Here is a 26,673-nt window from a genome sequence, read left to right as displayed (position 1 = left end):
CCGTAGCGCCGATGGTAGTGTGGGGTCTCCCCATGCGAGAGTAGGGAACTGCCAGACATCAAATAAAGTAAAGGGCCCAATCGAAAGACTGGGCCTTTTTGCATTTATCTTTCTATGGAAAAAGTTATCGGGTAATGACGCCGACGCGTTTTAAACATCTTCGTAGAGTGGATAAAAACCGCTTTAGTCAACGTGATTTCCCTCCATATATCCGCCTGAACCATCGAATGTGAACCGTGCTGAAGTAGATGTACAAACGGCTTTTACTTACGCCTCTAATAAGCAATAGAGATATTCGCTGAGGACTAAGAATCTGGCCCATTAGGCTATTTTATTTGCCAGTTTGGCCCTGGGACAGTGCTCAAAATCCTCATGTATTACGTGTATGCTCCGGTTTTTATCCAGACTGTCTGTAATAATTACGCCTAATGACCACGCTCTAAGTCTTACTGTATAAAGCGTGTTTGTAATGCGGCTTACGATGCTATCAAGCTACAATTTTGTCTGCATCGGACAAGGAATAGAATAAATACCATTGGGATGGGCGAGTAAGAAAAAAGAGCGTTTTATCGTGTTAACTTTCGGGGGATAGGCTGAATAGATTACGTCGCTGAGTATCCTTACGATTACTGAAAGCGCGGCATTGCCGCGCCTGCATGTATCATTTAGAAAGCGCAATGATACCCATCGTCAAGCCTGCTACCGCCGCAGCGCCGCCAGCAATAGCGCCTGCTGTCTCCCAGTTATCCTGCGTAGTACCTTTCATACATGTATTGGTATGAACCAGCCGCCCTTGATCGTCATAAACCGGTACGCAGGGAGAATCATGTGCACAACCTGCCAATAAGGTGGTAAGCAATGCAACTGGAATTAGTCTTTTCATGGTGTTACCTCATTAATCAGCGTTTCGCGAAGTACAGCAACGTAAATGCTGGCTCTAACCGCTGCGAAAACGAGAGTTATTCTACCACCACAGAAAAAATGGCCGACATGAGGAATCATCTCAATTCATGTGAATTGTAAAAACTATGGAGAATGCAGAAGTAAGCGGAGAGGGGGGAATAGCGGAGATAAAGACGTACCGTTTAAAAAGGCGTCCGAAGACGCCTCTGTTTACCGGTTAATCATGATGGCGATTAAATCGGCGTTTTACAACAACGAAGAATACTGGCACGAAGAAGATAGCTAATAAGGTTGCGGTTAACATTCCCCCCATAACCCCTGTGCCTACTGCGTTCTGTGCCCCACTACCTGCGCCACGACTGATAACTAACGGCATTACCCCGAGAATAAAGGCCAGCGAGGTCATTAGAATAGGACGTAAACGCATACGGGATGCTTCCAGCGTCGCTTCAATCAATCCACGTCCTTCTTTCTCCATGAGATCTTTGGCGAACTCGACAATCAGGATGGCGTTTTTAGCAGAAAGGCCAATAGTGGTTAACAAGCCGACCTGGAAGTAAACGTCATTGTTCAGACCGCGCAATGACGCTGCAAGCAGAGCGCCAACCACACCGAGCGGTACGACCAGCATTACCGAGAACGGAATTGACCAGCTTTCATACAGAGCGGCAAGGCAGAGGAAAACGACAATGAGTGAGATTGCGTACAGCGCCGGCGCCTGGTTACCTGACAACCGTTCCTGATACGACATACCTGTCCAGTCATAGCCAATACCGTTTGGCAGCTGTGAAGCCAGGTTTTCCATTAACGACATGGCTTCACCGGTACTCCGTCCGGGCGCTGCTTCGCCGAGCAGTTCCATTGACGGCATCCCGTTATAGCGTTCCAGGCGTGGCGAACCATAAATCCACCGTGCTGAGCTAAAGGTAGAGAAGGGCACCATCTCGCCATTGGCGCTGCGTACATAAAGATTGTTGATATCTCCCGGCAGCATACGGAACTGAGCGTCAGCCTGAACGTATACTTTTTTCACTCGTCCGCGATCGATAAAGTCGTTAACGTAATAGCCGCCCAACGCCGCGGAGATGGTTTCGTTGATATCAGACAGCGAAACACCGAGCGCCTGCGCTTTTTCTTGATCGACATCCAGCTTGAACTGTGGCGTATCTTCCAGCCCGTTCGGGCGTACGCGCACTAATAGATCAGGATGCTGCGCGACCATACCCAGGAGTTGATTACGCGCTTTTGTTAACGCATCGTGACCGAGTCCTCCCTGATCAATCAGTTCAAAGTCGAAACCTGTCGCGGTACCTAACTCGACAATTGCCGGCATGTTGAAGGGGAACACCAACCCGTCGCGAATCTGGCTAAAGGCGCGTGTCGCTCTGGCGATAACGGCTTCGACGCTATTTTCTTCACCGTTACGCTCTTCCCAGGGTTTAAGGCTGACAAATGCCATCCCTGAGTTTTGTCCCTGACCGCTAAAGCTAAAGCCGTTTACGGTAAACACGCTTTCGACGTTCGCTTTTTCATTATTCAGGTAGTAATGAGTGACTTGATCCAGCACTTTCTGCGTACGTTCTTGCGTAGCGCCAGAGGGGAGCTGAATCATGGTCAGGAATACCCCCTGATCTTCTTCCGGCAGGAAGGAGGTCGGGAGGCGTAAAAACAGAACCGCCATTCCGACTACAATAAGTAGATAGATAATGAGATAGCGACCCGTATTACGCACGATGCCGCTTACGCTGTTAGTATAGTGGTTAACGCTGTGGTCAAACCTGGTATTGAACCAGCCAAAGAAGCCGCTTTTTTTCTCGTGATGTTCAGCAGATACGGGTTTAAGCAGCGTAGCGCATAGCGCTGGTGTCAGAATCAACGCAACCAGAACGGATAGCGCCATTGCTGAAACAATAGTAATAGAGAACTGGCGATAAATTGCCCCGGTCGAGCCGCCAAAAAAGGCCATCGGGATAAATACCGCAGACAGTACCATCGCGATACCTACCAGCGCTCCCTGAATCTGCGACATGGATTTTTCCGTCGCCTCTCGGGGAGAAAGGTTATCCTCCATCATTACACGTTCAACGTTTTCTACGACCACTATCGCATCGTCAACCAACAGCCCTATCGCCAGTACCATACCAAACATCGTCAGGGTATTGATGGAATAGCCAAAGGCGGCGAGTACCGCAAAAGTGCCTAGCAACACGACAGGAACAGCGATGGTAGGAATCAGGGTTGCCCGGATATTCTGTAAGAACAGATACATTACCAGGAACACCAGAATAATCGCTTCAAACAGCGTTTTTACCACTTCGTGGATAGATATTTTTACGAAGGGCGTTGTGTCATAAGGATAAACCACCTTCATTCCCTGAGGGAAGAAAGGCTGCAGCTCCGCCAGTTTCGCTTTGATTGCGGTTGCGGTATCTAGCGCGTTAGCGCCGGTCGCCAGTTTAATACCGAGACCGGAGGCCGGTTTACCGTTAATGCGCGCTACAACGTTATAGTTTTCACCGCCAAGCTCAATACGCGCGACATCTTTGAGATGGACGACAGAGCCGTCGGTATTGACGCGCAACGTAACTTTGCCGAACTCTTCCGGATCTTTCAGACGCGTTTGGGCGATGATTGAGGCGTTAAGCTGCTGGCCCGGTAATGCTGGCGTGCCGCCCAGTTGGCCTGCCGCAATCTGGTCGTTCTGTACTTTTAACTGGTTGATGACGTCAACTGGCGTGAGCTGGTATTTATTTAGCAGATTCGCATCCAGCCAGATACGCATGGCGTACTGTGCGCCAAATAGCTGAACGTCGCCCACACCATTCAGACGGCTGATAGAATCCTTAATGTTAGAGGCGACATAGTCAGAAATGTCGTCCTGGGTAGTGTTCGGATTATCCGAGACGAACCCGGCGACCATCAAAAAGCTGCTGCTGGATTTTTCAACGCTAATCCCCTGCTGCTGGACTTCTTGCGGCAGTAAAGGCGTGGCGAGCTGCAATTTATTTTGCACCTGAACCTGCGCGATATCCGGATCGGTTCCGGACTGGAAGGTCAGGGTGATGGTCACGCTACCAGCAGAGTCGCTGGTAGAGGACATATACATCAGGTTATCGATACCGTTCATATTTTGTTCGATAACCTGAGTAACCGTATCCTGTACCGTCTGCGCATCCGCGCCAGGATAGGTTGCAGAAATAGAAACCGCTGGCGGCGCAATGGTTGGATACTGCGCAACGGGAAGTTGCATTATTGCCAGTGCGCCCGCCATCATCAGGATAATGGCCAGAACCCAAGCGAAAATAGGACGTCTAATAAAAAAGTTTGCCATGTACGGTTACCTTATTGCGCCGTTTTCGCTGCAGGAGCATCGGTAGTGGCTTTCACCTGGACGCCCGGTCGCGCTTTTTGTAAGCCGCTGACGATGACCTTATCGCCCGGTTTTAACCCTTCGCTGATGAGCCATTTATCGCCAATAGCCTGCGCCGCCACGACATTGCGGGCTTCGACCTGGCTTTTATCGTTAACCACCATCACCATTGCGTCGCCGCGCGGCGTGCGGGTTACGCCCTGCTGGGGGACAAGGATGGCATTGGGCTGGACGCCTTCATCAATTCGGGCGCGAACAAACATACCGGGAAGCAGGCTATGTTGCGGGTTAGGGAAAACCGCCCTGAGCGTGATAGAGCCGGTGCTTTCATCTACGGTAACGTCGGAAAATTGCAGCGTGCCTTTAATCGGGTAGACCTGACCATTTTCCATTACCAGTTGAACCGTGCTACTGGCGCTGTCTTTATGCAAGTTACCTTGTTCGACGGATTGCTTGAGTCGCATAAAATCGTTGCTTGATTGCGTCACGTCGACATAAATAGGATCGAGTTGCTGCACGGTAGCCAGTTCAGTTGACTGACCATTAGTCACCAGCGCGCCTTCAGTCACATTAGATTTTCCTATACGCCCGCTGATGGGCGAGGTGACTTTGGTATACGCAAGGTTAATACGCGCGCTTTCAACAGCGGCTTTTGCCGCCACAACGGCGGCGTCGGCCTGGCGGGCGTCGGCAATCGCCTGATCATATTCCTGTTGGCTGATATATTTTGTGCCGACCAGTGGAACATAGCGTTTGACCGTCAGGTGCGCGATAGCCGCAGCCGCTTCGCTTTTAGCAAGTTCGCCTTTAGCGCTGTCATAATCGGCCTGATAAGTGGCAGGATCGATCTGGTAAAGCGACTGCCCGGCCTCTACATCGCTACCTTCGGTGAAGTTTCTTTTAAGCACGATCCCGCTCACCTGGGGGCGAACCTCCGCAATGCGAAATGCAGACGTACGTCCGGGAAGTTCGGTCGTTACGGCTAGCGGCGCTGTTTCGACCACATGGACGGTGACTTGCGGCTCGCCGGCATGAGCCTGGGTATCTCCCTGGTCATTACAACCGGCCAGCAGCGCAGCAGAGAATATGATGAATGAGGGCAGGAGTGAAAACCTGGCATGTTTCGTCATTACTGTTCCTTAAAAAACCGAAAGCTCGTTATTCACCGGATAACGGTAAGGCGTTAACGCGCGAAAAATAGAATAGCAGTGGGGTATCCTACAAATTATTAGCTTGTGATGTAAGCAATACTTATTTTGGGGTGGGGTTCACGGCACATAAAAGCAAAAAAAGAACTATTCCCTGTCGTTTCATAATGTCCCGATTAGTAAAATCATGACGTTGAATAACATAATTGGAAATATATATTTTATATGAATATGTTTTATTAATTTATTTATTTTTATTATTTATTTGACGATATTGCGCGAAATAAAAATAGCTGTCTCTCGTCTGACTAAAAAGGACATGGTAAAGTTGTTTTTTGTGCTGAGTATTTTATCAGCGTATTTATCGTTTTTATGGTCCAGGATATCTTAATTATGGCGAAGAAAACGAAGGCGGATGCGCTTAAAACGCGGCAACACTTGATTGAAACCGCTATTGCGCAGTTCGCTTTGCGCGGCGTTGCCAACACGACGCTGAATGATATCGCTGATGCCGCTGATGTCACGCGGGGCGCCATCTACTGGCACTTTGAGAATAAAACGCAGTTGTTTAATGAGGTTTGGTTACAGCAACCACCTTTACGCGAACTTATTCAGGATAGGCTTACGGGATGCTGGAATGATAATCCTTTACAGGATCTACGAGAGAAATTTATTGTAGCCTTACAATATATTGCGGCAGTGCCTCGTCAGCAGGCATTAATGCAGATTTTATATCATAAATGTGAATTCCATAATGGTATGATATCGGAACAGGCCATTCGGGAGAAGATGGGTTTCCATCATCAGTCGCTGCTTGAAGTATTACAGCGATGTATGGATAAAAAGCTGATCTCAGGCAGTCTTGATCTGGATGTCATATTAATTATTCTGCATGGTAGTTTTAGCGGAATAGTAAAGAACTGGTTAATGAATCCCACAAGTTATGATCTTTATAAGCAGGCGCCTGCATTAGTCGATAATGTATTAAAAATGCTAAGCCCGGATGGCAGTGTGAGGCAATTAATGCCAAATGAACAACAGGCGGAAGAAGCCTGAGATTATTTTGAGTTGATATTATATATTGACCTTGTGAATATATTGGCAGGGTCCCGAATATCGCGAGCAATTTCCTCTGCCGTACGCGGCTTGCCAAGCAGGAACCCCTGAAGCGTATGGCATCCTAACTGGGTCAAAAATTGTTGCTGCGTTTCATTTTCTACCCCTTCTGCCACAATTTGCAGATTTAACGCTTTCGCCAGCGCGACAATAGCCGCAACAATGGTCGCGCCGTCGCCTGCCTCGCTGAGTTCATGTACGAAAGCGCGATCAATTTTTAGTTCGCACGCCGGAAGACGTTTCAGATAGAGAAGGCTGGAATAACCGGTGCCAAAGTCGTCAATAGAGGCCTTAACCCCCATTTCCGTTAATCTGGTGAGTATAGCGACGCTTTGCTCTGGCTTGTTCATCGCCGTGGTTTCGGTGATTTCCAGAATCAATAAATCGGGACGGATACTGTGTCGGGCCAGGCTCCGCGTAATGGTGTCCACAAGCCCGGGCTGCTCAAATTGTAAGGCGGACAGGTTTACCGCCACTGACCATAAGGCGTATCCCTGTAAGTGCCACTCGCGGAGCTGTCGACACGCCTCGTCTATCACCCAGCTACCGATAGTGACGATAAGACCTGTTTTTTCCGCCAGCGGTAAAAACTGGTCAGGATTCAGTACGCCTTGTTTTGGATGATACCAGCGCAACAGGGCCTCAAATCCTACAATGGGGCCGGCAGGGGCCTGAAATTTAGGCTGGTACACCAGCCTGAGCTCTTGTCTTTCCAGCGCCAGCCACAGGTCATTCATTAGCTGAAGTTGGGTTTGCGCCAGCATATTCATTGATGGCTGAAAGAAATGGTATCCGTTACGCCCCGTATGTTTCGTGTGGTACATTGCGGCATCGGCGTTGAACATCAGTTCCCGTTCGTTTTTTCCGTCCAGCGGATAGAGCGCTATTCCCACGCTAAGGGTGACGACCAGTTCATACGGATCTATCGTAAAGGGCGCATCTATCGAATGTACCAGCGCGCTGGCAAGGGAAGCCGCTTCGTCAGGCGCGCTGACTTCTGCAAGCAGCACAAATTCGTCGCCGCCAATCCGCGCCAGGGTAAACTGACCGCTCAGCGGTTGGTTCAGACGATGCGTGACCGCCACCAGTAGCTTATCGCCAATATCATGACCATAGGCGTCATTAACGGTTTTAAAGCCATCCAGATCCATAAACAGTAGCGCGAAAGACGTGTTTTCCCGATTCGCTTTGCTGATGGCCTGTTCCAGACGATCCTCAAGGAGTACCCGGTTTGGTAAACGGGTGAGCGTATCATGCAGCGCCAGCTGCGCCAGTTCCTGGTTCGCCTGCGCCAGCGAAGAGGCAAGTAGTGCGGTACGGGCCTGAAGCCGGGCGTCAAATAAAGAAACCAGCAGAGTAATGCCCAGGATAGTCAGCGCGACCACGCTGACAAGAACAGCCAGCCAGTTGCTATCGACGCCACGATGCTCCATCGGCCAGTTTTGGGGAAAGTGTGCGGCCTTCATGCCGGCGTAATGCATGCCGGCGATAGCTATCCCCATTAATACCGCGGCGCCTGCTCGCCTCAGGGCGACATCTGTTCCCTCATGACGCAGGCGGAACGTGAGCCACAGCGCGCCGCAGGACGCCAGTAGCGCGATAATGATAGAGAGGGCAACCCACGCGCTATTCCAGACGATAATGGAAGCAAATTGCAGCGCCGCCATCCCGGTATAATGCATTGCGCTGATGCCCAGTCCCATCACCAGCGCGCCCGGCAGTAAACGGCGCAGGCGCAGTTTTTCAGCGCTGACCAGCCATAGCGCAAACAGGGAGGAGCCGATCGCGATCAGCATGGAGAGGCCGGTGAGGAACGGATCGAAGCGCATGTTCATCGCGTGATCCATCGCCAGCATCCCGACAAAATGCATCGCCCAAATACCGACGCCCAGCGCGAAGCCGCCGCCCATTAGCCATATTCTGGCGTTTGATCGGGCGCTTCCGGCTACGCGTCCGGCCATATTTAATGCGGTATAGGACGCAAAAATAGCGACAGCAAATGAAACCGCCACAAGGATGTGGTTGTACTCACTAACCGGCATGTATCATTAGCTCATTGGTTATGCAGGAAAAGAAAAGGACGAGACAGTATCACCCCTTCTTTTATCCTCAACGTGTTTTAATTCCCTGTTTTTATAAGGGATAAAAGAAATCCGGGCGATAAATAATCATAGGCTAAATCGCCCGATTCGCTACTCCAGATCGGTACAATTGATCAATTTGAGAGGGTTAACCGAATCCATGTTTCGGCACTTATCCTGTTCAGTTGCCATCAATTCGATCCATTGCATCAAAAGCGCATCAAAAAGAAAAACGGAGACGGCAAAAACAACCAGCCACCAATACTTACGTATCATCGTCAAATCCTGTGTATTCATGCCCATGCGTGCTGGGAATATACATGAAATTTTGACGCTGAAAAGCGGACTTACAATGCTTTTACTTCTCTGAAGATAGCGCGTTTATCCCAACAGTTCGCCGCTTTTTGGACAGATTTTGTGTTTTTCTCTTTTTGACTTTTGCAAGTTCATTTTCTGAATAATGCGAAGTGACGCTCAATCTTCTGAGCCCCATTTTTACGTATTCATTATTGAGTTCAATACCGATAAACTTACGACCTGACGCTGCTGCAACAGCGCCTGTGGTGAAACTGCCCGCGAAAGGGTCCAATACGGTATCGCTCGGGTTAGAAGAGGCCAGTATGATCCGTTTTAACAGCGCGCTGGGCTTTTGCGTAGGATGGTTTTCATATTCATCCATCAGATAACGTACGCGAGGAAATGACCAGACGTTGCCCGGCACTTTTTTTTGATTGTATGGCTGGGGCGGGTTTTTTCGATAATCGATTAGCGCGCGCTTAGCGCCCGTGGTGGTCTCGACCAGAATCGCGTCACGGTTAAAGGTATAGCTTTTCGGGTTTTTTACCATCATCAGGATCGGTTCATACATAGAACCAAAGTATTTTTTCGCCTGCACCCCGGAACTATCATAGGACCAGACGATACGGCTTTTGATGGTAAAAAGCGTTCGGCATTTGAGATCGATATACGGCATATTTTCTGTGCTATTCATGATGTACATGGTGCCGTGTTGCTTCAGTACGCGGTGGCACTCATCAATGCATTCATACAGCCAGGCCAGAAAAGACGCTTCGTCCCAGGATTCCACCATACCGTCGAAATCTTTTCCGATATTGTAAGGCGGATCGGCAAAAATTAAGTCAATGCTTTCAGAAGGCAGTTTTTTAAGTTCTGTTAGCGCGTCACCGTGAATAATCTTCTTCGATTCATCGCCAAAGTACTGAGGTTCACATTCCGCTTTCATGACCAAATTCCATGTGATGCGTATAAAAAAGGCGCTTCCCCATGCCGAGTAGCGCCTTTTTAAACAAGCAGTTAGCTAATCGAAATTAGTTCATGCCGTATTTTTTTAATTTTTTACGCAGCGTACCACGGTTGATGCCCATCATCAGAGCAGCACGGGTCTGGTTACCACGGGTGTATTGCATCACCATGTCCAACAGGGGCTGTTCTACTTCAGCCAGTACCAGCTCATACAGGTCATTAACGTCCTGACCATTCAGTTGAGCAAAATAGTTCTTCAGTGCCTGTTTAACCGAGTCACGCAGGGGTTTTTGGGTTACCTGATCCTGAGAGTTAACGGTAGAAACGGTCAGTACGTCAGAATTTACGCGTTGTTCGAACATAGTTCTGTCAGCTCTTTATTTCTGTTTACGCAAAATTTTCGAAGTATGCCTCCAACGCCTCCAGCTGTTCGCTGGCGTCCTCAATAGCGTTGAATGTGCGCCGAAACTGGTCGTCTGGAGCGTGCTCCTGGAGATACCAGGAGACGTGTTTACGCGCGATTCGGTACCCTTTTGCCTGACCGTAAAAGTCATGCAGTTCCCGAACATGCGTGCAAAGCAAGCGCTTTACCTCTGCCAGCGGCAGCGGCGGAAGCAGCTCCCCAGTGTCCAGATAATGCTGGATTTCCCGAAAGATCCAGGGTCTTCCCTGAGCTGCGCGGCCTATCATCAGGGCATCCGCCCCTGTATAGTCGAGAACAGCTCTGGCTTTATGCGGGTTAGTAATGTCGCCATTCGCGATAATCGGAATGGAAACTTTCTGCTTAACTGCCCGAATACTGTCGTATTCAGCTTCTCCGTTGAACAAACAGGCGCGGGTGCGGCCATGGATGGTCAGAGCCTGAATACCACAATCTTCAGCCAGTTGGGCAATCTCTACGCAGTTACGGTGTTCCGGCGCCCAGCCGGTGCGAATCTTGAGAGTCACAGGAACGTCCACTGCGTTTACGACCCCGATGAGTATAGACTTCACTAAATCCGGGTACTGCAAGAGGGCTGAACCTGCCAGCTTACGATTCACTTTCTTCGCCGGGCACCCCATATTGATATCAATAATCTGGGCGCCGCTTTCCACGTTAATACGTGCGGCATCGGCCATCTCAACAGGGTCGCTACCGGCAATTTGCACCGTGCGAATACCTGGCTCATCAACGTGCACCATCCGTAAACGAGATTTATCGCTTTCCCACACTTGCGGGTTAGAAGACATCATCTCGGATACTGTCAATCCTGCTCCCATCTCATAGCACAGCGTCCGGAAAGGTCTGTCAGTAATGCCAGCCATGGGCGCTGCGATCAGGCGATTTCTGAGCTGATATTGTCCGATGCGCATGAGTTAAGAAATGACCATACTGTGACTGCAAGGCGGCGTATATTACGCATTTTTTGCACGAGATGAAAGGCCAAACTTTGAACAATCCACTGTTGTAGATCAATGAATCGTGCTTAAAAACAGCAAAATAAATTTATAATTCAGTAAAATCATAGGGTTATTTATTATCGACGGTTTTGTACGCGCTTACAAATTCCCGTAACTTCTCTATATTTCTTCGTCCAGAAACAAGATAAACGGGATAATCTGCTTTTTTTATAAGCTAATTACCCCAAATGAATGGGATCGCCGTCTCGTTTCAGGACAAGATCACTTCCCGCTGCGCGTGACTTTTCTCCATTGCCAGTCGGAAGGGGGCGCACAGACGCGCTTTTGTGTTCATGAACGGCACGCATAAATTTTTCCAGCTGCGCTGAAGAGAGGGCTAGCGGATGCTGCAGAACAACCCGGACAGCATTTACTAAGCGCGAGGGCGATGGCTGCGACCCGTTAAAACGCCAGTACCTTTTGTTCGCTGGTAGCAGCTGTTTATCCAGACGGATAGTGACAAAGAAGTCATTTCAGGCATTCATTTGATGAATTTAATGATGTCTCGGTGCCTGAAAGGCGTTAAGGCAGCTGTGTGGAGAAAAGCGTGGCCGGGCGACCACGCTGACAAGAATTATTTCTTACGGCCCGTAATGCGGCACCACTCTTCTTTTTCGACGACCGGATCGAGAGTGAAAAGCTCGGCGTAAGCATCACAGACGCTTTCCGCCTGGCTGGCGAGAATACCTGAAAGCCCCAGCAGACCGCCCTCAACGGGCAGTACGCTGATTAACGGGGCCAGTTCGCGTAATGGGCCTGCCAGGATGTTAGCGACGACCACGTCGGCTTTCATGGCTTCTGGCTGGTCTTGCGGCAGGTACAGCTCCAGCCGGTCAGACACGCCGTTGCGTTCGGCATTATCGCGGCTGGCCTGAATAGCTTGCGGATCGATATCAATACCCATCGCCTTTGCCGCTCCCAGCTTCAGCGCGGCAATCGCCAGAATGCCTGAACCGCAGCCAAAGTCGATCACGGTTTTACCGTTGAGATCGAGCCCGTCCAGCCATTGCAGACATAAAGAGGTGGTGGGGTGCGTACCCGTACCGAACGCCAGTCCCGGGTCGAGCATCACGTTGACGGCATTCTCGTCCGGAATGTCACGCCAGCTGGGACAAATCCACAGACGCTCGCCAAAACGCATCGGATGGAAATTATCCATCCATTCGCGTTCCCAGTCTTTATCTTCCAGTTGTTCGATTTTATGGGCAAATCCGGCACCCAGCAGCGGATGTTGCTCCAGAATCGCGACAACGTCTTTCATGTCGGTTTCGGCGTCGAACAGACCGATCACATCGGTATCGCCCCACAGACGGGTTTCGCCCGGCAACGGCTCAAAAACCGGCGTATCGTGCGTATCCTGAAAGGTAATGGAAACGGCACCCGCTTCCATCAGCGCATCACTCAGCTCTTCAGCATTCGCGCCGGTGGTATTCAGTTTCAATTGGATCCATGGCATGGCAAAACTCTTTATTTATCAGTAGACAATACGGTGGCTTGCGAAGCGGAAGAGCCGAATCGGTTTCCGATCAGAAAAGCCAATAAACTTAACAGTAACGCGGGCACAATCGGATGAAAGCCCAGGTACTGAATATTAAATGTGGCAAGCAGGGCATATAGCACGCCGCCCACGATCATGGCGCTTAACGCGCCTGCCGCGTTTGCCCGCTCCCAGTAAAGGCCCAGTACCAGCGGCCATAAGAACACCGCTTCCAGGCCGCCAAACGCCAGCAGGTTGAGCCAAATGATCATCTCTGGCGGTTTCCATGCTGCCAGCAGCAACAGCGCGCCTAGCAGTAATGTAATCGCTGCCGACATACGCTTCAGCCGGATCTCATTTTGCATCTGATCGGGGCGCAGGTTGAGATAGAGATCTTTAATGATCGTCGCGGAACTTTGCAGCAGTTGGGCGTTAATTGTTGACATGATCGCCGCCATTGGCGCAGCAAGGAAGATCCCGGCGGCAAACGGCGGCAAAACTTTCACCATTAGCGTTGGGATCACCAGATCCGGCACCGTCAGATCCGGAAGCACCGCGCGACCCAGCGCGCCGGCAAGGTGCATCCCGAACATTAAAATCGCCACGACAATCGTACCGATAATAATGCCCCGGTGTACCGCTTTACTGTCTTTATAGGAGATGCAGCGCACCGCCGTATGCGGCAGGCCAATCACGCCAAAACAGACCAGTACCCAAAAAGAGGTCATAAAGGCGGGAGAAAGTATGTCATCGGCGCCCTGTGGCGTTACCAGTTTGGGGTCGAGAGCGTGCAGCGTGTCAACGGCCTGACTTAGACCGCCCGCCGCATGGACCACGCCCACCAGCAGCACTATCGTGCCGACCAGCATCACCAGGCCCTGTAGCGTATCGTTAAGTACGCTGGCGCGAAAGCCGCCGAACGCCGTATAGAGTGCGATACTGACGCCAAATATTAGCAGGCCGGTTTCGTAGGGAATCCCCGCCGCGGTCTCCAGCAGTCGCGCGCCGCCGATAAATTGTACGGTCATTGCGCCAATAAACGCGACCAATAAACTCAGGCTTGCCAACCACACCAGCAGGCGGCTTTGGTAACGAGCGAATAGCATATCGTTAAGCGTGACGGCATTATAGCGACGCGCCAGGATAGCGAATTTTTTACCCAGAATACCCAGTGAAAGCCAGACGGCGGGAAGCTGGATCATCGCCAGCAAGACCCAGCCCAGACCGTATTTATAAGCCGCGCCGGGACCGCCGATAAATGAACTGGCGCTAATATAGGTGGCGGTAAGCGTCATCGCGAGCACGATCCCGCCCATCGAACGGCTGCCAAGAAAATATTCGTTTAAAAAGGTGCCGGCGGTACGCTTGCGCATAGCGTAAATCGAGACCCCGAAGACCACGACCAGATAGGCTACCAGCGGTAGAATGACCTCAAGCTGCATCGTCATCCTCCAGCGAAATATCGCGATAAATGAATTTCACCATCGCCCAGCACAGCAAAATAAAGACCAGCGGCGTCAATAAGCAGGCCATCTCGAACCAGTGCGGCAGACCGGTAATTCCCGGCGAGTCTCCAGGTAAGTAAGCAGCCACTAACCATGCCGCCAGATAGCAAAGGGTCAGCCACAGCGCCCAGCGCGCCTCTTTATGGGCCTGAACAAAACGAGCGTCCATTTTTTGTCCCTTATGGGTAAAGAAAGCGGGAATTGTACATGATGGGGCATCGCTATCCCCAGAAATAAAAAAGGCCGGATTCACCGGCCTTTTGAGATTAACGTGCGATTACTTTTCCTGAAGACCGAGTTTTTTCTCCAGATAGTGGATGTTGGTTCCACCGTGCTGGAAGTGCTCGTCATTCATGATGCGGGTCTGCAGATCGATATTGGTTTTGATACCATCGATAATCAGTTCCTGCAGGGCATTTTTCATACGGGCAATTGCCACGTCGCGGTTTTCACCGTAGCAGATGAGTTTGCCGATCATGGAATCATAGTACGGCGGTACCGTGTAGCCCGCGTAGATATGGGATTCCCAGCGAACGCCAAAGCCGCCAGGCGCATGGAAGCGCGTGATTTTGCCAGGGCTTGGCAGGAAGGTGTTCGGATCTTCAGCATTGATACGGCATTCTACCGCATGGCCTCGAACGACAACTTCGTCCTGTGTGATCGACAGCGGCTGACCCGCCGCGATGCGCAACTGCTCTTTGATCAAATCGACGCCGGTAATCATTTCAGTCACCGGGTGTTCAACCTGAATACGGGTGTTCATTTCGATGAAATAGAACTCGCCGTTTTCGAACAGGAATTCGAACGTCCCTGCGCCGCGATAGCCGATGTCTACGCACGCTTTCGCGCAGCGTTCGCCGATATAGCGACGCAGTTCCGGCGTAATGCCTGGCGCCGGGGCCTCTTCAACCACTTTCTGGTGGCGACGCTGCATGGAACAGTCGCGTTCCGCCAGATAGATAGCGTTGCCCTGGCCGTCCGCCAGCACCTGAATTTCGATGTGGCGTGGATTTTCCAGGTATTTTTCCATGTATACCATGTCGTTGCTGAAAGCCGCTTTCGCTTCCGCTTTGGTCATGGAGATGGACTGCGCCAGTTCAGCATCGCTACGAACCACGCGCATACCGCGGCCGCCGCCGCCGCCGGACGCTTTGATGATCACCGGATAGCCAATACGTTTGGCATGAGCGCGGTTCGCATTCATATCGTCGCCCAGCGGGCCGTCAGATCCTGGTACGGTCGGCACGCCCGCTTTTTTCATCGCGGTAATCGCGGACACTTTATCGCCCATCAGGCGGATGGTGTCCGCTTTCGGGCCGATAAAGATAAAGCCGGAGCGTTCAACCTGCTCGGCAAAATTGGCGTTCTCAGAAAGGAAGCCGTAACCCGGGTGGATTGCCACCGCGCCGGTGATTTCAGCGGCGCTAATGATAGCCGGGATGTTCAGATAACTTTTTACGGACGGTGCCGGGCCAATACAGACCGTCTCATCCGCCAGCAATACGTGTTTTAAATCGCGATCCGCGCTTGAGTGCACAGCGACGGTCTTGATGCCGAGTTCTTTACAGGCTCGAAGAATACGTAGTGCGATCTCGCCGCGGTTGGCGATGACAATTTTATCCAACATGTTCGCCTCGTTACTCGATGACGACCAGTGGCTCGTCAAATTCTACCGGTTGACCACTTTCGACCAGAATCGCTTTCACAGTACCTGCTTTGTCAGCTTCGATCTGGTTCATCATTTTCATGGCTTCAACGATGCACAGGGTATCGCCCACGTTCACTTTCTGGCCCACTTCGATGAACGCTTTCGCGTCCGGGCTTGGGGTGCGGTAGAAAGTACCAACCATTGGGGAGCGTACGATGTGACCACTGATTTCCGCTGCGGCAGGCGCTTCCATTGCTGGAGTAGCCGCTGGCGCGACAGCGTTAGACAGAGCGGGTTGCTGCATCATCGGCGCCGCATAAGCCTGCTGCATCACCGGAAAACCGGCGTTTGCCGTTGTGCGGCTGATGCGAACAGATTCTTCGCCTTCAGAAATTTCCAGTTCGGAGATACCTGATTCTTCAACCAGCTCGATCAGTTTTTTAATCTTACGAATATCCATGAGTGGGTTCCGTACTCTTTGTTTAGTGTGATTGTGACAGGCGTTTTAGCGCCGTCTGTAAAGCATGTGAATGACTGCCGCGGGTAAAATACCGCGCATCTTTGATTTGCCTGTTATGCCGTAGCACCCGAAGGTGAAATTCATGATTTGCCAGTCATTGTGTGGCTATCTTCTGCCATTTTCGGGCAAAAAACAAAATATACCTTCATTGCACGATTGTCACCCTTTCTGCGAACGAAAATCGCCGTTGGGCAATGTAAAGTCGCACATTATAACTATTTCGTCGCAATTGGCAGCTAAATACTGGTCTTATCAGGGAAGATAATCAACCCGAAACATAAAAAGGACATTACCTGTTTTGCGTTTTGCAATCGACCGCACAGTTCACCAAACTAGCGCCACCACTGGCGAAACTTCCGGTAACGCAACGCTAAAAGGGCTAACGCTAATGCCGCGTAGATGACCGGTTGCGGTGATAAAATCTTTACCGACCACAGGTAATGTATGGGAGCCAGGATCGCGACAAGATAGACGACGTTATGCAGTGTTTGCCAGCGTTTGCCCAATTTACGCTGCGCAAATTGCGTTGAGGTCAACGTCAGCGCCAATAACACCAGCCAGCTAATGATCCCAAGCGTCAAATAAGGGCGTGAAATCAACTCGCTTCCTAACAACGCCAGGTTATGTATCCCCAGTTCCAGTAAGGCATAGCTGGTTAAATGCAGCGTAGCCCAAACGAAACACCATAATCCTAACAGGCGGCGTGTGCGTATCAATAATGGCTGTTTAGCGTAGCGCGCCAGCGGTGAAACCAGCAAGGTGGCGAGCAAAAATTTAAGCGCGGTTCTGCCGGTAAAGTGTTGGATATCCTTTACCGGGTCTGCGCTGAGTCCACCGTGATTTATCGCCCAAAAGAGCCACAGAAGCGGCAAAAAACCGGCAAGATGCAGACAAACTTTTAGCCAGGTTATCTGTTTTGCTGTCAGACGCACTTAAAAATTCTCCCGCAAATTGAGACCGCGATACAGCGAAGCGACTTCATTGGCGTAGCCGTTAAACAGCAGCGTCGGCTGCCTTTGCACATCAAGGATACCGCCTGAACCAATAAAGCGTTCGGTAGCCTGAGACCAGCGTGGATGATCCACATGCGGGTTCACATTGGCATAAAAACCATATTCGTTGGGAGCCGACAAATTCCAGGTGGTTGGCGGACGTTCGCGGGTGAGTTTAATGCTGACAATAGATTTAATACCTTTAAAACCATACTTCCATGGAACGATGAGTCGAATAGGCGCGCCGTTTTGCGGGGGTAACGCCTTACCATAGACGCCAACGGTCATCAGAGTCAGCGGATGCATGGCTTCGTCCAGACGTAGCCCTTCGACATAAGGGTATTTCAGTCCGCCGCCAATAAAGCGATCTTTCTGTCCTGGCATATCATCCGGCGCGTATAGCGTTTCGAATGCCACATATTTAGCGTGGCTGGTGGGCTGTGCCTGCGCGAGTAGCTTATATAAAGGGAAACCAATCCACGGCACGACCATGGACCACGCTTCGACGCAGCGCATTCGATAGATACGCTCTTCTAATGGGAAACGATGTGTTAAATCGTCGTAATCCAGCGTAAATGGCTTCGCGACTTCCCCGCTGATTTTCAACGTCCACGGTTCGGTTTTCAGACTTCCGGCATTGGCCGCCGGGTCGGCTTTATCAAGGCCAAACTCATAGAAATTGTTGTAGCCCGTCACCTTATCTTCCGGCGTTAACGCTAAATCGCTTCGCCAGGCGGCAGGCTGACTAAACTCAAGCGGTTTACCGGCAGGCGCTTTCGGACGATCGTTGCCTTTAAACCAACTGAAGAGATCGGCCTGCGCCGTTGAGGGGAAGGATAAGGCGGCCGCGCTGATGCCTAATGCTTTTAGCACCTGTCGGCGCTGCATAAAAAAAGCCGATTCCGCAGTCACATCGGCTTCTGTTAATGGACGTATCTTTTTCATCACAGACTCCCGGTCTACCCACCACAACATGGCGTGTAGTGAATATGACAGGGAGTGTGTCAATGTGTAAAAATAAATAGTTAATTAAGTGTAAATTTTTTTATACGTGACGTTATTTTATCTTCACCAGCGTACGGCCCTGAACCTGATTATTGATGATGGCATCGGCGAACTTCGGCGCATCCGCCAGCGTAATCTCTGTGGCGGCCTGAGCATAGAACGATTCTGGCAGATCCTTAACCAAACGCGCCCAGGCTTCTGCGCGACGTGCCGGTGGGGTCATCACCGAGTCCACCCCTTGCAAACGCACATTACGCAGAATGAATGGCATAACGGTGGTCGGCAGCGCGAAGCCGCCCGCCAGGCCGCAGGCGGCCACGCAACCGCCATAGTTCATCTGTGCCAGGACTTTCGCCAGCACTTTATCGCCAACGGTATCAATTGCACCGGCCCACAGCTGTTTTTCCAACGGGCGAGATTCAGCAAACTCATCGCGGCTGAGAATACGGTTAGCTCCCAGGCTCTTAAGATAGCCGTGGGTGCTTTCACGTCCTGATACTGCTGCAACCTGATAGCCCAGCTTATGCAGTAATGCAACGGCAGTGCTGCCCACGCCGCCGCTGGCGCCGGTGACGACAATCTCACCGTCTTGCGGGCGAATACCTGCATCTTCAAGCGCCATGACGCACAGCATGGCGGTAAAACCGGCTGTGCCGATGATCATGGCGTTACGGCTGCTCAGTCCCGCAGGCAGCGCGACCAGCCAGTCGCCTTTAACGCGTGCGCGTTCGGCCAGGCCGCCCCAGTGGTTTTCGCCCACGCCCCAGCCAGTCAGTAGTACTTCCTGGCCTGCATGAAAGCGAGGATCTTCGCTTGCGTGAACGGTGCCGGCGAAATCAATACCAGGAATCATCGGAAAATGACGGATAATTTTCCCTTTTCCGGTGATAGCCAGAGCATCTTTATAATTCAGGCTGGACCAGTGGACATCCACCGTCACATCACCTGCCGGCAGTTGACTCTCTTCGAGATGTTGCACGGATGCGAGGGTTTTACCGTCCTGCTGTTCTAAGATCAACGCCTGCATAACCTGTCCTCACTTTACATGGTAGATTGGAAAAATAGCTACGAAGACTATACTCGCTAATTAAAACGTGGTGCCGATGCAACGCAATAAATTGCCAGATAGATCCATTTTGGTAGTATGCCTGCTTCATTGCGCGCCGTGGCGAATTCCGCCTTCAGATTCGCTTTTTCATACTGTTTATAACCGTCGGAGTTAACTCAAGGATGCGATTAACGACGAAGTTCTCAGCTTTTATCACGCTGCTCACGGGGTTAACGATCTTCGTGACGCTGATAGGTTGCTCGCTAAGCTTTTATAACGCCGTACAGTATAAGTATGTCAGCCGTGTGCAGGCGACGGCGACAGCCATTGATACGCACCTGGTGACCCATGATATTGTCTCGCTGACGCCGCAAATCGACGAACTTATGATCGCTTCCGATATTGTGCGTGTCGATCTGCTGCAGGGGGAGCGCAGCGTCTACAGCCATTCTCGCGCCAGAGGTTATCGGCCAGCCGGCACCAGCGACATGTATCGCGAGCTGGTCGTACCGCTGATAAAACATCCAGGAATGTCGCTACGTCTGGTTTATCAGGACCCGATGGGCAACTATTTTCACTCACTGATCACCACGGCGCCGCTGACGCTGGCGATCGGTTTTATCGTTCTGATTTTGTTTTTATCGGTGCGCTGGCTGCAGCGGCAGCTTTCCGGGCAAGAGCTTCTGGAAATTCGCTCAACGCGTATTCTGAACGGCGAACGCGGGGCGAATGTCCGCGGTTCTGTTTACGAATGGCCGGCGCGCACCAGTAGCGCGCTTGATGTATTGCTTTCCGAAATTCAGTTTGCTCACGAACAGCGTAGTCGCCTGGACACTCTCATTCGTTCCTACGCCGCGCAGGACACCAAAACCGGACTCGGTAACCGTCTGTTCTTTGATAACCAGCTGGCGACGCTGCTGGAAGATCAGGAAAAAGTGGGAGTGCATGGCGTGGTGATGATGATCCGCTTGCCAGATTTCAATCTTCTGCGCGACAGCTTGGGAGGCAATCAGGCGGAAGAGCAGATGTTTATGCTTATCAATCTGCTATCGACATTTATTATGCGTTACCCAGGCTCGCTGCTGGCGCGTTATCACCGCAGCGACTTTGCCGTGCTGCTACCACATCGAACGCTGAAAGAAGCGGAAAGTATTGCCGGACAGCTTTTAAAAGCTGTCGATGCGCTACCGGCTAACAAAATGCTCGATCGTGACGATATGGTACATATCGGCATTTGCGCCTGGCGCAGCGGACAGTCCACCGAGCAGGTGATGGAACATGCTGAAGCCGCGGCGCGGAACGCCGCCCTGCAGGGGGGAAATAGCTGGGCTATCTACGACGACACTCTGCCGGAAAAAGGGCGCGGCAATGTGCGCTGGCGCACATTGATTGAGCAGATGCTGAACCGGGGCGGACCGCGACTTTATCAAAAACCGGCGGTCACGCGAGAAGGTCGTGTGCATCATCGGGAATTGATGTGTCGCATCTATGACGGTAAAGAAGAGGTGAGCTCGGCGGAGTATATGCCGATGGTGTTGCAATTTGGTTTATCGGAAGAGTATGACAGATTACAAATTAGCCGCCTGATTACGTTGCTGGGCTACTGGCCGGATGAAAATCTGGCAATGCAGTTGACGGTTGAGTCGCTGATTCGTCCGCGTTTTCAGCGCTGGTTGCGCGATACGTTAATGCAGTGTGAAAAATCACAGCGAAATCGCATAATTATTGAACTTGCGGAGGCAGATGTTTGTCAACACATCAGCCGGTTACAACCCATCCTTCGCTTAGTCAATGCGCTTGGCGTTCGGGTGGCGGTGACACAGGCGGGTTTGACGCTGGTTAGCACGAGCTGGATTAAAGCGCTCAATGTGGAATTACTCAAGCTGCATCCGAGTCTGGTCAGAAACATTGAGAAGCGAACGGAAAACCAGCTTCTGGTTCAAAGTCTGGTAGAGGCCTGCGCGGGTACGCCTACGCAGGTTTACGCGACGGGCGTCCGTTCGCGCGGCGAGTGGCAGACGCTGACAAAACGCGGCGTGGCTGGCGGGCAGGGTGATTTTTTTGCCTCCTCCCAACTACTTGACACAAACGTGAAAAAATATTCGCAAAGATACTCGGTTTAACCTGCCGTTTAATTTGTTTTCACGTAGAATAACGCGCGCTGCGCCTCATGGGGGTGTGCTTGTCTGCTCGCCAGATTGTTGCAGCAAATATGCAGGTGAATGACCTTTGACAGGTTGCAAACGAAGGCGAGGATTGCTGCTGATTTTTTCAGCCCTGAGGGACTCAGGCCGAGATTTGTAACAAAGGAAACGAACTGCACTAATTTTCACCGTAGCAGATGATTTTTGCGCCTTGTCGCTGCTGCGTGTGGTTGGTAAAGTAAGCGGATTTTGTTTTCCGCCCCAGCTTTCAGGATTATCCCTTAGTATGTTGAAAAAATTTCGTGGCATGTTTTCCAATGACCTGTCCATTGACCTGGGTACCGCGAATACCCTCATTTATGTAAAAGGACAAGGCATCGTATTGAATGAGCCTTCCGTTGTGGCCATTCGTCAGGATCGTGCCGGTTCGCCGAAAAGCGTGGCTGCAGTCGGTCATGATGCAAAGCAGATGCTGGGCCGTACGCCGGGCAATATCGCTGCGATCCGTCCGATGAAAGACGGCGTTATCGCTGACTTCTTTGTGACCGAAAAAATGCTCCAGCACTTTATTAAACAAGTGCACAGCAACAGCTTCATGCGCCCAAGCCCGCGCGTACTGGTATGCGTGCCGGTCGGCGCGACTCAGGTAGAACGTCGCGCGATTCGTGAATCCGCTCAGGGCGCAGGCGCCCGTGAAGTCTTTTTGATCGAAGAGCCGATGGCGGCCGCGATCGGCGCAGGTCTGCCAGTTTCTGAAGCAACCGGTTCAATGGTTGTGGATATCGGTGGTGGTACCACTGAAGTTGCCGTGATCTCCCTGAACGGCGTGGTTTACTCTTCTTCTGTCCGTATTGGTGGTGACCGCTTCGACGAAGCCATCATTAATTACGTTCGTCGTAACTACGGTTCTCTGATTGGTGAAGCCACCGCAGAACGTATTAAACACGAAATCGGTTCCGCTTATCCGGGCGACGAAGTCCGTGAGATCGAAGTGCGTGGCCGTAACCTGGCGGAAGGCGTTCCACGCGGCTTTACTCTGAACTCAAACGAGATTCTGGAAGCGTTGCAGGAACCGTTGACCGGTATCGTCAGCGCGGTAATGGTGGCGCTGGAACAGTGTCCGCCGGAGCTGGCGTCAGACATCTCCGAGCGTGGTATGGTGCTCACCGGCGGCGGCGCGCTGCTGCGTAACCTTGACCGTCTGTTAATGGAAGAGACGGGTATTCCTGTCGTGGTTGCTGAAGATCCGCTGACCTGTGTGGCGCGCGGCGGCGGCAAGGCGCTGGAAATGATCGATATGCACGGCGGCGACCTGTTCAGCGAAGAGTAGTTGGATACAGGCAGGATTATCCCTGGATTGTCCTGCCTCTCCGACGCGAGAATACGCATAGCCTATGAAGCCAATTTTTAGCCGTGGCCCGTCGCTACAGATTCGCCTTATTCTGGCGGTGCTGGTGGCGCTCGGCGTTATCATTGCCGACAGCCGCCTGGGGACGTTCAGTCAAATCCGAACGTACATGGACACTGCCGTCAGTCCTTTCTATTTTATTTCAAACGGCCCTCGTGAACTGCTCGACAGCGTGTCGCAAACGCTGGCTTCTCGCGACCAGCTTGAGCTGGAAAACCGGGCGCTGCGCCAGGAATTACTGCTAAAAAACAGCGACCTGCTGATGCTGGGGCAGTACAAACAGGAGAACGCGCGGTTGCGCGAGCTGCTGGGGTCGCCGCTGCGTCAGGACGAGCAGAAAATGGTAACGCAGGTTATTTCAACGGTTAACGATCCTTACAGCGATCAGGTCGTTATCGATAAAGGCAGCGTTAATGGCGTATATGAAGGTCAACCGGTCATTAGCGACAAAGGCGTCGTAGGGCAGGTTGTCGCCGTGGCGAAACTGACCAGCCGCGTGTTGCTGATTTGCGATGCGACTCATGCGCTGCCGATTCAGGTACTGCGCAATGACATCCGCGTGATTGCCGCCGGTAACGGCTGTACTGACGATCTTCAGCTTGAACATCTGCCCGCCAATACCGATATTCGCGTCGGCGATGTGCTGGTAACGTCCGGACTTGGTGGGCGTTTCCCGGAAGGGTATCCGGTGGCGGTGGTCTCCTCCGTCAAGCTGGACACTCAGCGCGCCTATACCGTCATTCAGGCACGTCCAACCGCGGGTTTGCAGCGTTTACGCTATCTGCTGCTGTTGTGGGGAGCCGATCGTAACGGCGCCAATCCGATGACGCCGGAAGAGGTTCACCGCGTTGCCAATGAGCGCCTGATGCAGATGATGCCGCAGGTGTTGCCTTCTCCGGATGCGATGGGGCCGCCGGCGCCAGTGCCGGACCCGGCGACGGGGATTACTCAGCCATCTGCGGGCCAGACGGCGCCGGTATCAACGCAACCATCGCCTTCGGGCGCGACCACGCCGCCTGCGCGTGCGCCGGGAGGGTAATGGTGGCGAGTTATCGTAGCCAGGGGCGCTGGGTTATCTGGCTCTCGTTTCTTATTGCGCTGTTGCTGCAAATCATGCCCTGGCCGGACGACATCATTGTTTTCCGGCCAAACTGGGTTTTGCTCATCTTACTGTACTGGATTCTGGCCCTGCCGCACCGCGTAAATGTGGGGACGGGATTTGTGATGGGTGCCATACTTGATCTCATCAGCGGTTCCACACTTGGCGTGCGCGCTCTGTCGATGAGTATTGTCGCCTATCTGGTCGCTCTGAAATTCCAGCTCTTCCGTAACCTGGCGCTCTGGCAGCAGGCGCTGGTGGTAATGTTGCTTTCACTGGCCGTGGACATTATTGTTTTCTGGGCTGAGTTTTTAGTGATCAACGTCTCTTTCAGACCGGAAGTGTTCTGGAGTAGTGTAGTCAATGGCGTGCTGTGGCCCTGGCTCTTTTTGCTGATGCGTAAAGTACGCCAGCAGTTTGCTGTGCAATAAAGGTCGATATGACAACTTTGTATCTTGCTTCCGGTTCCCCGCGTCGCCAGGAATTATTGACTCAACTTGGATTTTCATTCGAGCAGGTCGTGCCTGGTATTGAAGAGCAACGGCGTGCTCAGGAAAGCGCGCAGCAGTATGTTGTTCGGCTGGCGCGCGAAAAGGCGCAGGCTGGCGTTGCGCTGGTTCCCCGTGATCTGCCGGTGTTGGGCGCGGATACGATAGTCGTGTTAAACGGCGAGGTGCTGGAAAAGCCGCGCGACGCCGCTCATGCCGCAGAAATGCTGCGTTTGCTTTCCGGAAATACGCATCAGGTGATGACTGCTGTTGCGCTTGCGGACTCGCAGCAGACGCTGGATTGTCTGGTGGTAACGGAGGTGACTTTCCGCACGCTTTCTGCGCAGGATATTACTGGCTATGTCGCCAGCGGCGAGCCTTTAGATAAAGCAGGTGCATACGGTATTCAGGGGCGGGGTGGCTGTTTTGTCAGGAAGATAAATGGCAGCTATCACGCCGTGGTCGGCTTACCGCTGGTTGAAACGTATGAGTTGTTGAGTCATTTTAACGCACTGCGTGATAAAAGGGATAAACATGACGGCTGAATTGTTGGTAAACGTAACGCCATCGGAAACGCGCGTGGCGTACATTGATGGCGGTATTCTTCAGGAAATCCATATTGAGCGCGAAGCGCGACGCGGAATCGTAGGCAATATCTACAAAGGTCGTGTAAGTCGTGTACTTCCAGGTATGCAGGCGGCTTTTGTAGATATTGGGCTGGATAAAGCCGCATTTCTTCACGCTTCCGATATTATGCCGCATACCGAATGCGTGGCGGGCGACGAGCAAAAACAGTTTACGGTGCGCGATATCTCCGAACTGGTGCGTCAGGGACAGGATCTGATGGTGCAGGTAGTGAAAGATCCGCTCGGCACGAAAGGCGCGCGTTTGACCACGGACATCACGTTGCCCTCCCGTTACCTTGTTTTTATGCCCGGCGCGTCACACGTTGGCGTTTCCCAGCGCATCGAAAGCGAAAGTGAACGCGAGCGCCTGAAAAAGGTGGTGGCGGAATACTGCGACGAACAGGGCGGGTTTATTATCCGTACCGCGGCGGAAGGCGTGTGTGAAGAGGATCTCGCGTCTGATGCCGCCTATCTCAAGCGCGTCTGGACGAAAGTCATGGAGCGCAAAAAGCGTCCGCAAACGCGCTACCAGATGTATGGCGAACTGGCGCTGGCGCAGCGCGTGCTGCGCGATTTCGCCGATGCGCAGTTGGACCGAATTCGCGTCGACTCACGTCTGACCTATGAGTCGCTGCTGGAGTTTACCGCAGAATACATCCCGGAAATGACCAGTAAACTGGAGCATTACAGTGGCCATCAGCCGATCTTCGATCTTTATGACGTGGAAAATGAAATCCAGCGCGCGCTGGAGCGCAAGGTTGAACTCAAGTCCGGCGGTTATCTGATTATCGACCAAACCGAAGCGATGACGACGGTAGATATCAATACCGGTGCGTTTGTTGGACACCGTAATCTCGACGACACCATTTTTAATACCAATATTGAAGCGACTCAGGCTATTGCCCGTCAGCTACGCCTGCGTAATCTGGGCGGCATTATCATTATCGATTTTATCGACATGAATAATGAAGATCATCGCCGCCGGGTGCTGCATTCGCTGGAACAGGCGTTAAGTAAGGATCGCGTGAAAACCAGTATTAACGGTTTTTCGCCGCTGGGACTGGTGGAAATGACCCGTAAACGGACTCGTGAAAGCGTGGAACATGTGCTTTGTAACGAGTGTCCAACCTGTCATGGCCGCGGGACGGTAAAAACGGTGGAAACCGTCTGCTATGAGATCATGCGTGAAATTGTACGTGTTCATCACGCTTATGACTCCGATCGCTTCCTGGTTTATGCTTCTCCTGCGGTGGCGGAAGCGCTGAAAGGCGAAGAATCACACGCGCTGGCGGAAGTCGAAATCTTTGTCGGCAAACAGGTTAAAGTTCAGGTCGAACCGCTTTATAACCAGGAGCAGTTTGACGTCGTAATGATGTAAAAGACCGCGACCCG

At 51.8% G+C, this 26,673-nt stretch carries 23 protein-coding genes; 7 read left to right on the top strand and 16 right to left on the bottom strand.

Annotated elements, in window-relative coordinates; translation table 11 throughout:
- Positions 1-661: 661 nt before the first annotated feature.
- The 3 genes from ACLD4K_RS03250 to ACLD4K_RS03240 form a co-directional block, all read right to left on the bottom strand.
- Entirely contained in the window at positions 662-883 is a 222-nt protein-coding gene (locus ACLD4K_RS03250; RefSeq protein ID WP_000825645.1) for a membrane protein, read from the bottom strand.
- A gap of 237 nt (positions 884-1,120) precedes the next feature.
- Positions 1,121-4,234: an efflux RND transporter permease subunit gene (locus ACLD4K_RS03245; protein WP_411011377.1), complete on the bottom strand. Its 3,114-nt coding sequence runs from the start codon at positions 4,232-4,234 to the stop codon at positions 1,121-1,123.
- Positions 4,235-4,245: 11 nt separating this feature from the next.
- Positions 4,246-5,403, bottom strand: a complete 1,158-nt coding sequence (locus ACLD4K_RS03240; protein WP_000160383.1) for an efflux RND transporter periplasmic adaptor subunit — start codon at positions 5,401-5,403, stop codon at positions 4,246-4,248.
- Between the two features lie 411 nt (positions 5,404-5,814).
- On the opposite strand from ACLD4K_RS03240, the gene envR reads away from it, so the two are divergent.
- A complete protein-coding gene (gene envR, locus ACLD4K_RS03235; protein WP_411011376.1) occupies positions 5,815-6,477 on the top strand; it encodes an acrEF/envCD operon transcriptional regulator in 663 nt (220 codons plus the stop codon).
- A gap of 2 nt (positions 6,478-6,479) precedes the next feature.
- Here envR and ACLD4K_RS03230 read toward each other — a convergent pair whose 3' ends face one another.
- The 13 genes from ACLD4K_RS03230 to ACLD4K_RS03170 all read right to left on the bottom strand — a co-directional run bounded on the left by ACLD4K_RS03230 (position 6,480) and on the right by ACLD4K_RS03170 (position 19,495).
- A complete protein-coding gene (locus ACLD4K_RS03230) occupies positions 6,480-8,579 on the bottom strand; it encodes a putative bifunctional diguanylate cyclase/phosphodiesterase (RefSeq protein ID WP_079787865.1) in 2,100 nt (699 codons plus the stop codon).
- 150 nt (positions 8,580-8,729) lie between these two features.
- Complete coding sequence (locus ACLD4K_RS03225) at positions 8,730-8,894, bottom strand: DUF2556 family protein (protein WP_000620015.1); 165 nt, start codon at positions 8,892-8,894, stop codon at positions 8,730-8,732.
- A gap of 82 nt (positions 8,895-8,976) precedes the next feature.
- On the bottom strand, positions 8,977-9,861 hold the full coding sequence (gene yhdJ / locus ACLD4K_RS03220) for an adenine-specific DNA-methyltransferase (RefSeq protein WP_183059337.1): 885 nt from the start codon (positions 9,859-9,861) through the stop codon (positions 8,977-8,979).
- Between the two features lie 85 nt (positions 9,862-9,946).
- Positions 9,947-10,243 (bottom strand): DNA-binding transcriptional regulator Fis, encoded by a 297-nt coding sequence (gene fis / locus ACLD4K_RS03215; protein ID WP_000462905.1) that lies wholly within the window; start codon positions 10,241-10,243, stop codon positions 9,947-9,949.
- A gap of 25 nt (positions 10,244-10,268) precedes the next feature.
- Entirely contained in the window at positions 10,269-11,234 is a 966-nt protein-coding gene (gene dusB / locus ACLD4K_RS03210) for a tRNA dihydrouridine synthase DusB (RefSeq protein ID WP_001219664.1), read from the bottom strand.
- A gap of 661 nt (positions 11,235-11,895) precedes the next feature.
- The gene (gene prmA / locus ACLD4K_RS03205) at positions 11,896-12,777 is read right to left on the bottom strand and encodes a 50S ribosomal protein L11 methyltransferase (RefSeq protein ID WP_411011375.1); all 882 of its coding nucleotides are present in this window, start codon (positions 12,775-12,777) and stop codon (positions 11,896-11,898) included.
- A gap of 11 nt (positions 12,778-12,788) precedes the next feature.
- Positions 12,789-14,240, bottom strand: a complete 1,452-nt coding sequence (gene panF / locus ACLD4K_RS03200) for a sodium/pantothenate symporter (RefSeq protein WP_001175748.1) — start codon at positions 14,238-14,240, stop codon at positions 12,789-12,791.
- The gene (locus ACLD4K_RS03195; protein ID WP_000340018.1) at positions 14,230-14,472 is read right to left on the bottom strand and encodes a YhdT family protein; all 243 of its coding nucleotides are present in this window, start codon (positions 14,470-14,472) and stop codon (positions 14,230-14,232) included. Before ACLD4K_RS03195 ends, panF begins: the two co-directional genes overlap by 11 nt.
- 108 nt (positions 14,473-14,580) lie before the next feature.
- Positions 14,581-15,930 (bottom strand): acetyl-CoA carboxylase biotin carboxylase subunit, encoded by a 1,350-nt coding sequence (gene accC / locus ACLD4K_RS03190; RefSeq protein WP_000884627.1) that lies wholly within the window; start codon positions 15,928-15,930, stop codon positions 14,581-14,583.
- 10 nt (positions 15,931-15,940) lie between these two features.
- Positions 15,941-16,411, bottom strand: a complete 471-nt coding sequence (gene accB, locus ACLD4K_RS03185; protein WP_000354626.1) for an acetyl-CoA carboxylase biotin carboxyl carrier protein — start codon at positions 16,409-16,411, stop codon at positions 15,941-15,943.
- Between the two features lie 392 nt (positions 16,412-16,803).
- A complete protein-coding gene (msrQ, locus tag ACLD4K_RS03180) occupies positions 16,804-17,403 on the bottom strand; it encodes a protein-methionine-sulfoxide reductase heme-binding subunit MsrQ (RefSeq protein WP_001240053.1) in 600 nt (199 codons plus the stop codon).
- Complete coding sequence (msrP, locus tag ACLD4K_RS03175; protein ID WP_411011374.1) at positions 17,404-18,408, bottom strand: protein-methionine-sulfoxide reductase catalytic subunit MsrP; 1,005 nt, start codon at positions 18,406-18,408, stop codon at positions 17,404-17,406. It lies immediately after the preceding gene.
- Positions 18,409-18,520: 112 nt separating this feature from the next.
- The gene (locus tag ACLD4K_RS03170) at positions 18,521-19,495 is read right to left on the bottom strand and encodes an MDR family oxidoreductase (protein WP_001148240.1); all 975 of its coding nucleotides are present in this window, start codon (positions 19,493-19,495) and stop codon (positions 18,521-18,523) included.
- A gap of 203 nt (positions 19,496-19,698) precedes the next feature.
- Between ACLD4K_RS03170 and csrD the strand changes: the two genes are divergently transcribed.
- The 6 genes from csrD to rng all read left to right on the top strand — a co-directional run bounded on the left by csrD (position 19,699) and on the right by rng (position 26,659).
- On the top strand, positions 19,699-21,639 hold the full coding sequence (gene csrD, locus ACLD4K_RS03165; RefSeq protein WP_001241381.1) for an RNase E specificity factor CsrD: 1,941 nt from the start codon (positions 19,699-19,701) through the stop codon (positions 21,637-21,639).
- Positions 21,640-21,946: 307 nt separating this feature from the next.
- Positions 21,947-22,990, top strand: a complete 1,044-nt coding sequence (gene mreB / locus ACLD4K_RS03160) for a rod shape-determining protein MreB (protein WP_000913396.1) — start codon at positions 21,947-21,949, stop codon at positions 22,988-22,990.
- Between the two features lie 64 nt (positions 22,991-23,054).
- The gene (gene mreC, locus ACLD4K_RS03155) at positions 23,055-24,107 is read left to right on the top strand and encodes a rod shape-determining protein MreC (protein ID WP_000802538.1); all 1,053 of its coding nucleotides are present in this window, start codon (positions 23,055-23,057) and stop codon (positions 24,105-24,107) included.
- A 2-nt stretch (positions 24,108-24,109) separates the two neighbouring features.
- Positions 24,110-24,598, top strand: coding sequence for a rod shape-determining protein MreD (gene mreD, locus ACLD4K_RS03150; protein WP_000179403.1), 489 nt, complete (start codon positions 24,110-24,112; stop codon positions 24,596-24,598).
- An 8-nt stretch (positions 24,599-24,606) separates the two neighbouring features.
- Complete coding sequence (locus ACLD4K_RS03145) at positions 24,607-25,200, top strand: Maf family protein (protein ID WP_000210306.1); 594 nt, start codon at positions 24,607-24,609, stop codon at positions 25,198-25,200.
- Complete coding sequence (rng, locus tag ACLD4K_RS03140; RefSeq protein WP_000123188.1) at positions 25,190-26,659, top strand: ribonuclease G; 1,470 nt, start codon at positions 25,190-25,192, stop codon at positions 26,657-26,659. Before ACLD4K_RS03145 ends, rng begins: the two co-directional genes overlap by 11 nt.
- Positions 26,660-26,673 lie beyond the last annotated feature (14 nt).

The sequence above is a fragment of the Salmonella sp. 741265055_HSA genome, from assembly GCF_046569525.1.
Classification (GTDB): domain Bacteria; phylum Pseudomonadota; class Gammaproteobacteria; order Enterobacterales; family Enterobacteriaceae; genus Salmonella; species Salmonella enterica.
Note: the sequence above shows the minus strand (reverse complement) of the source record. Positions and strands in the feature narration are given on the sequence as shown.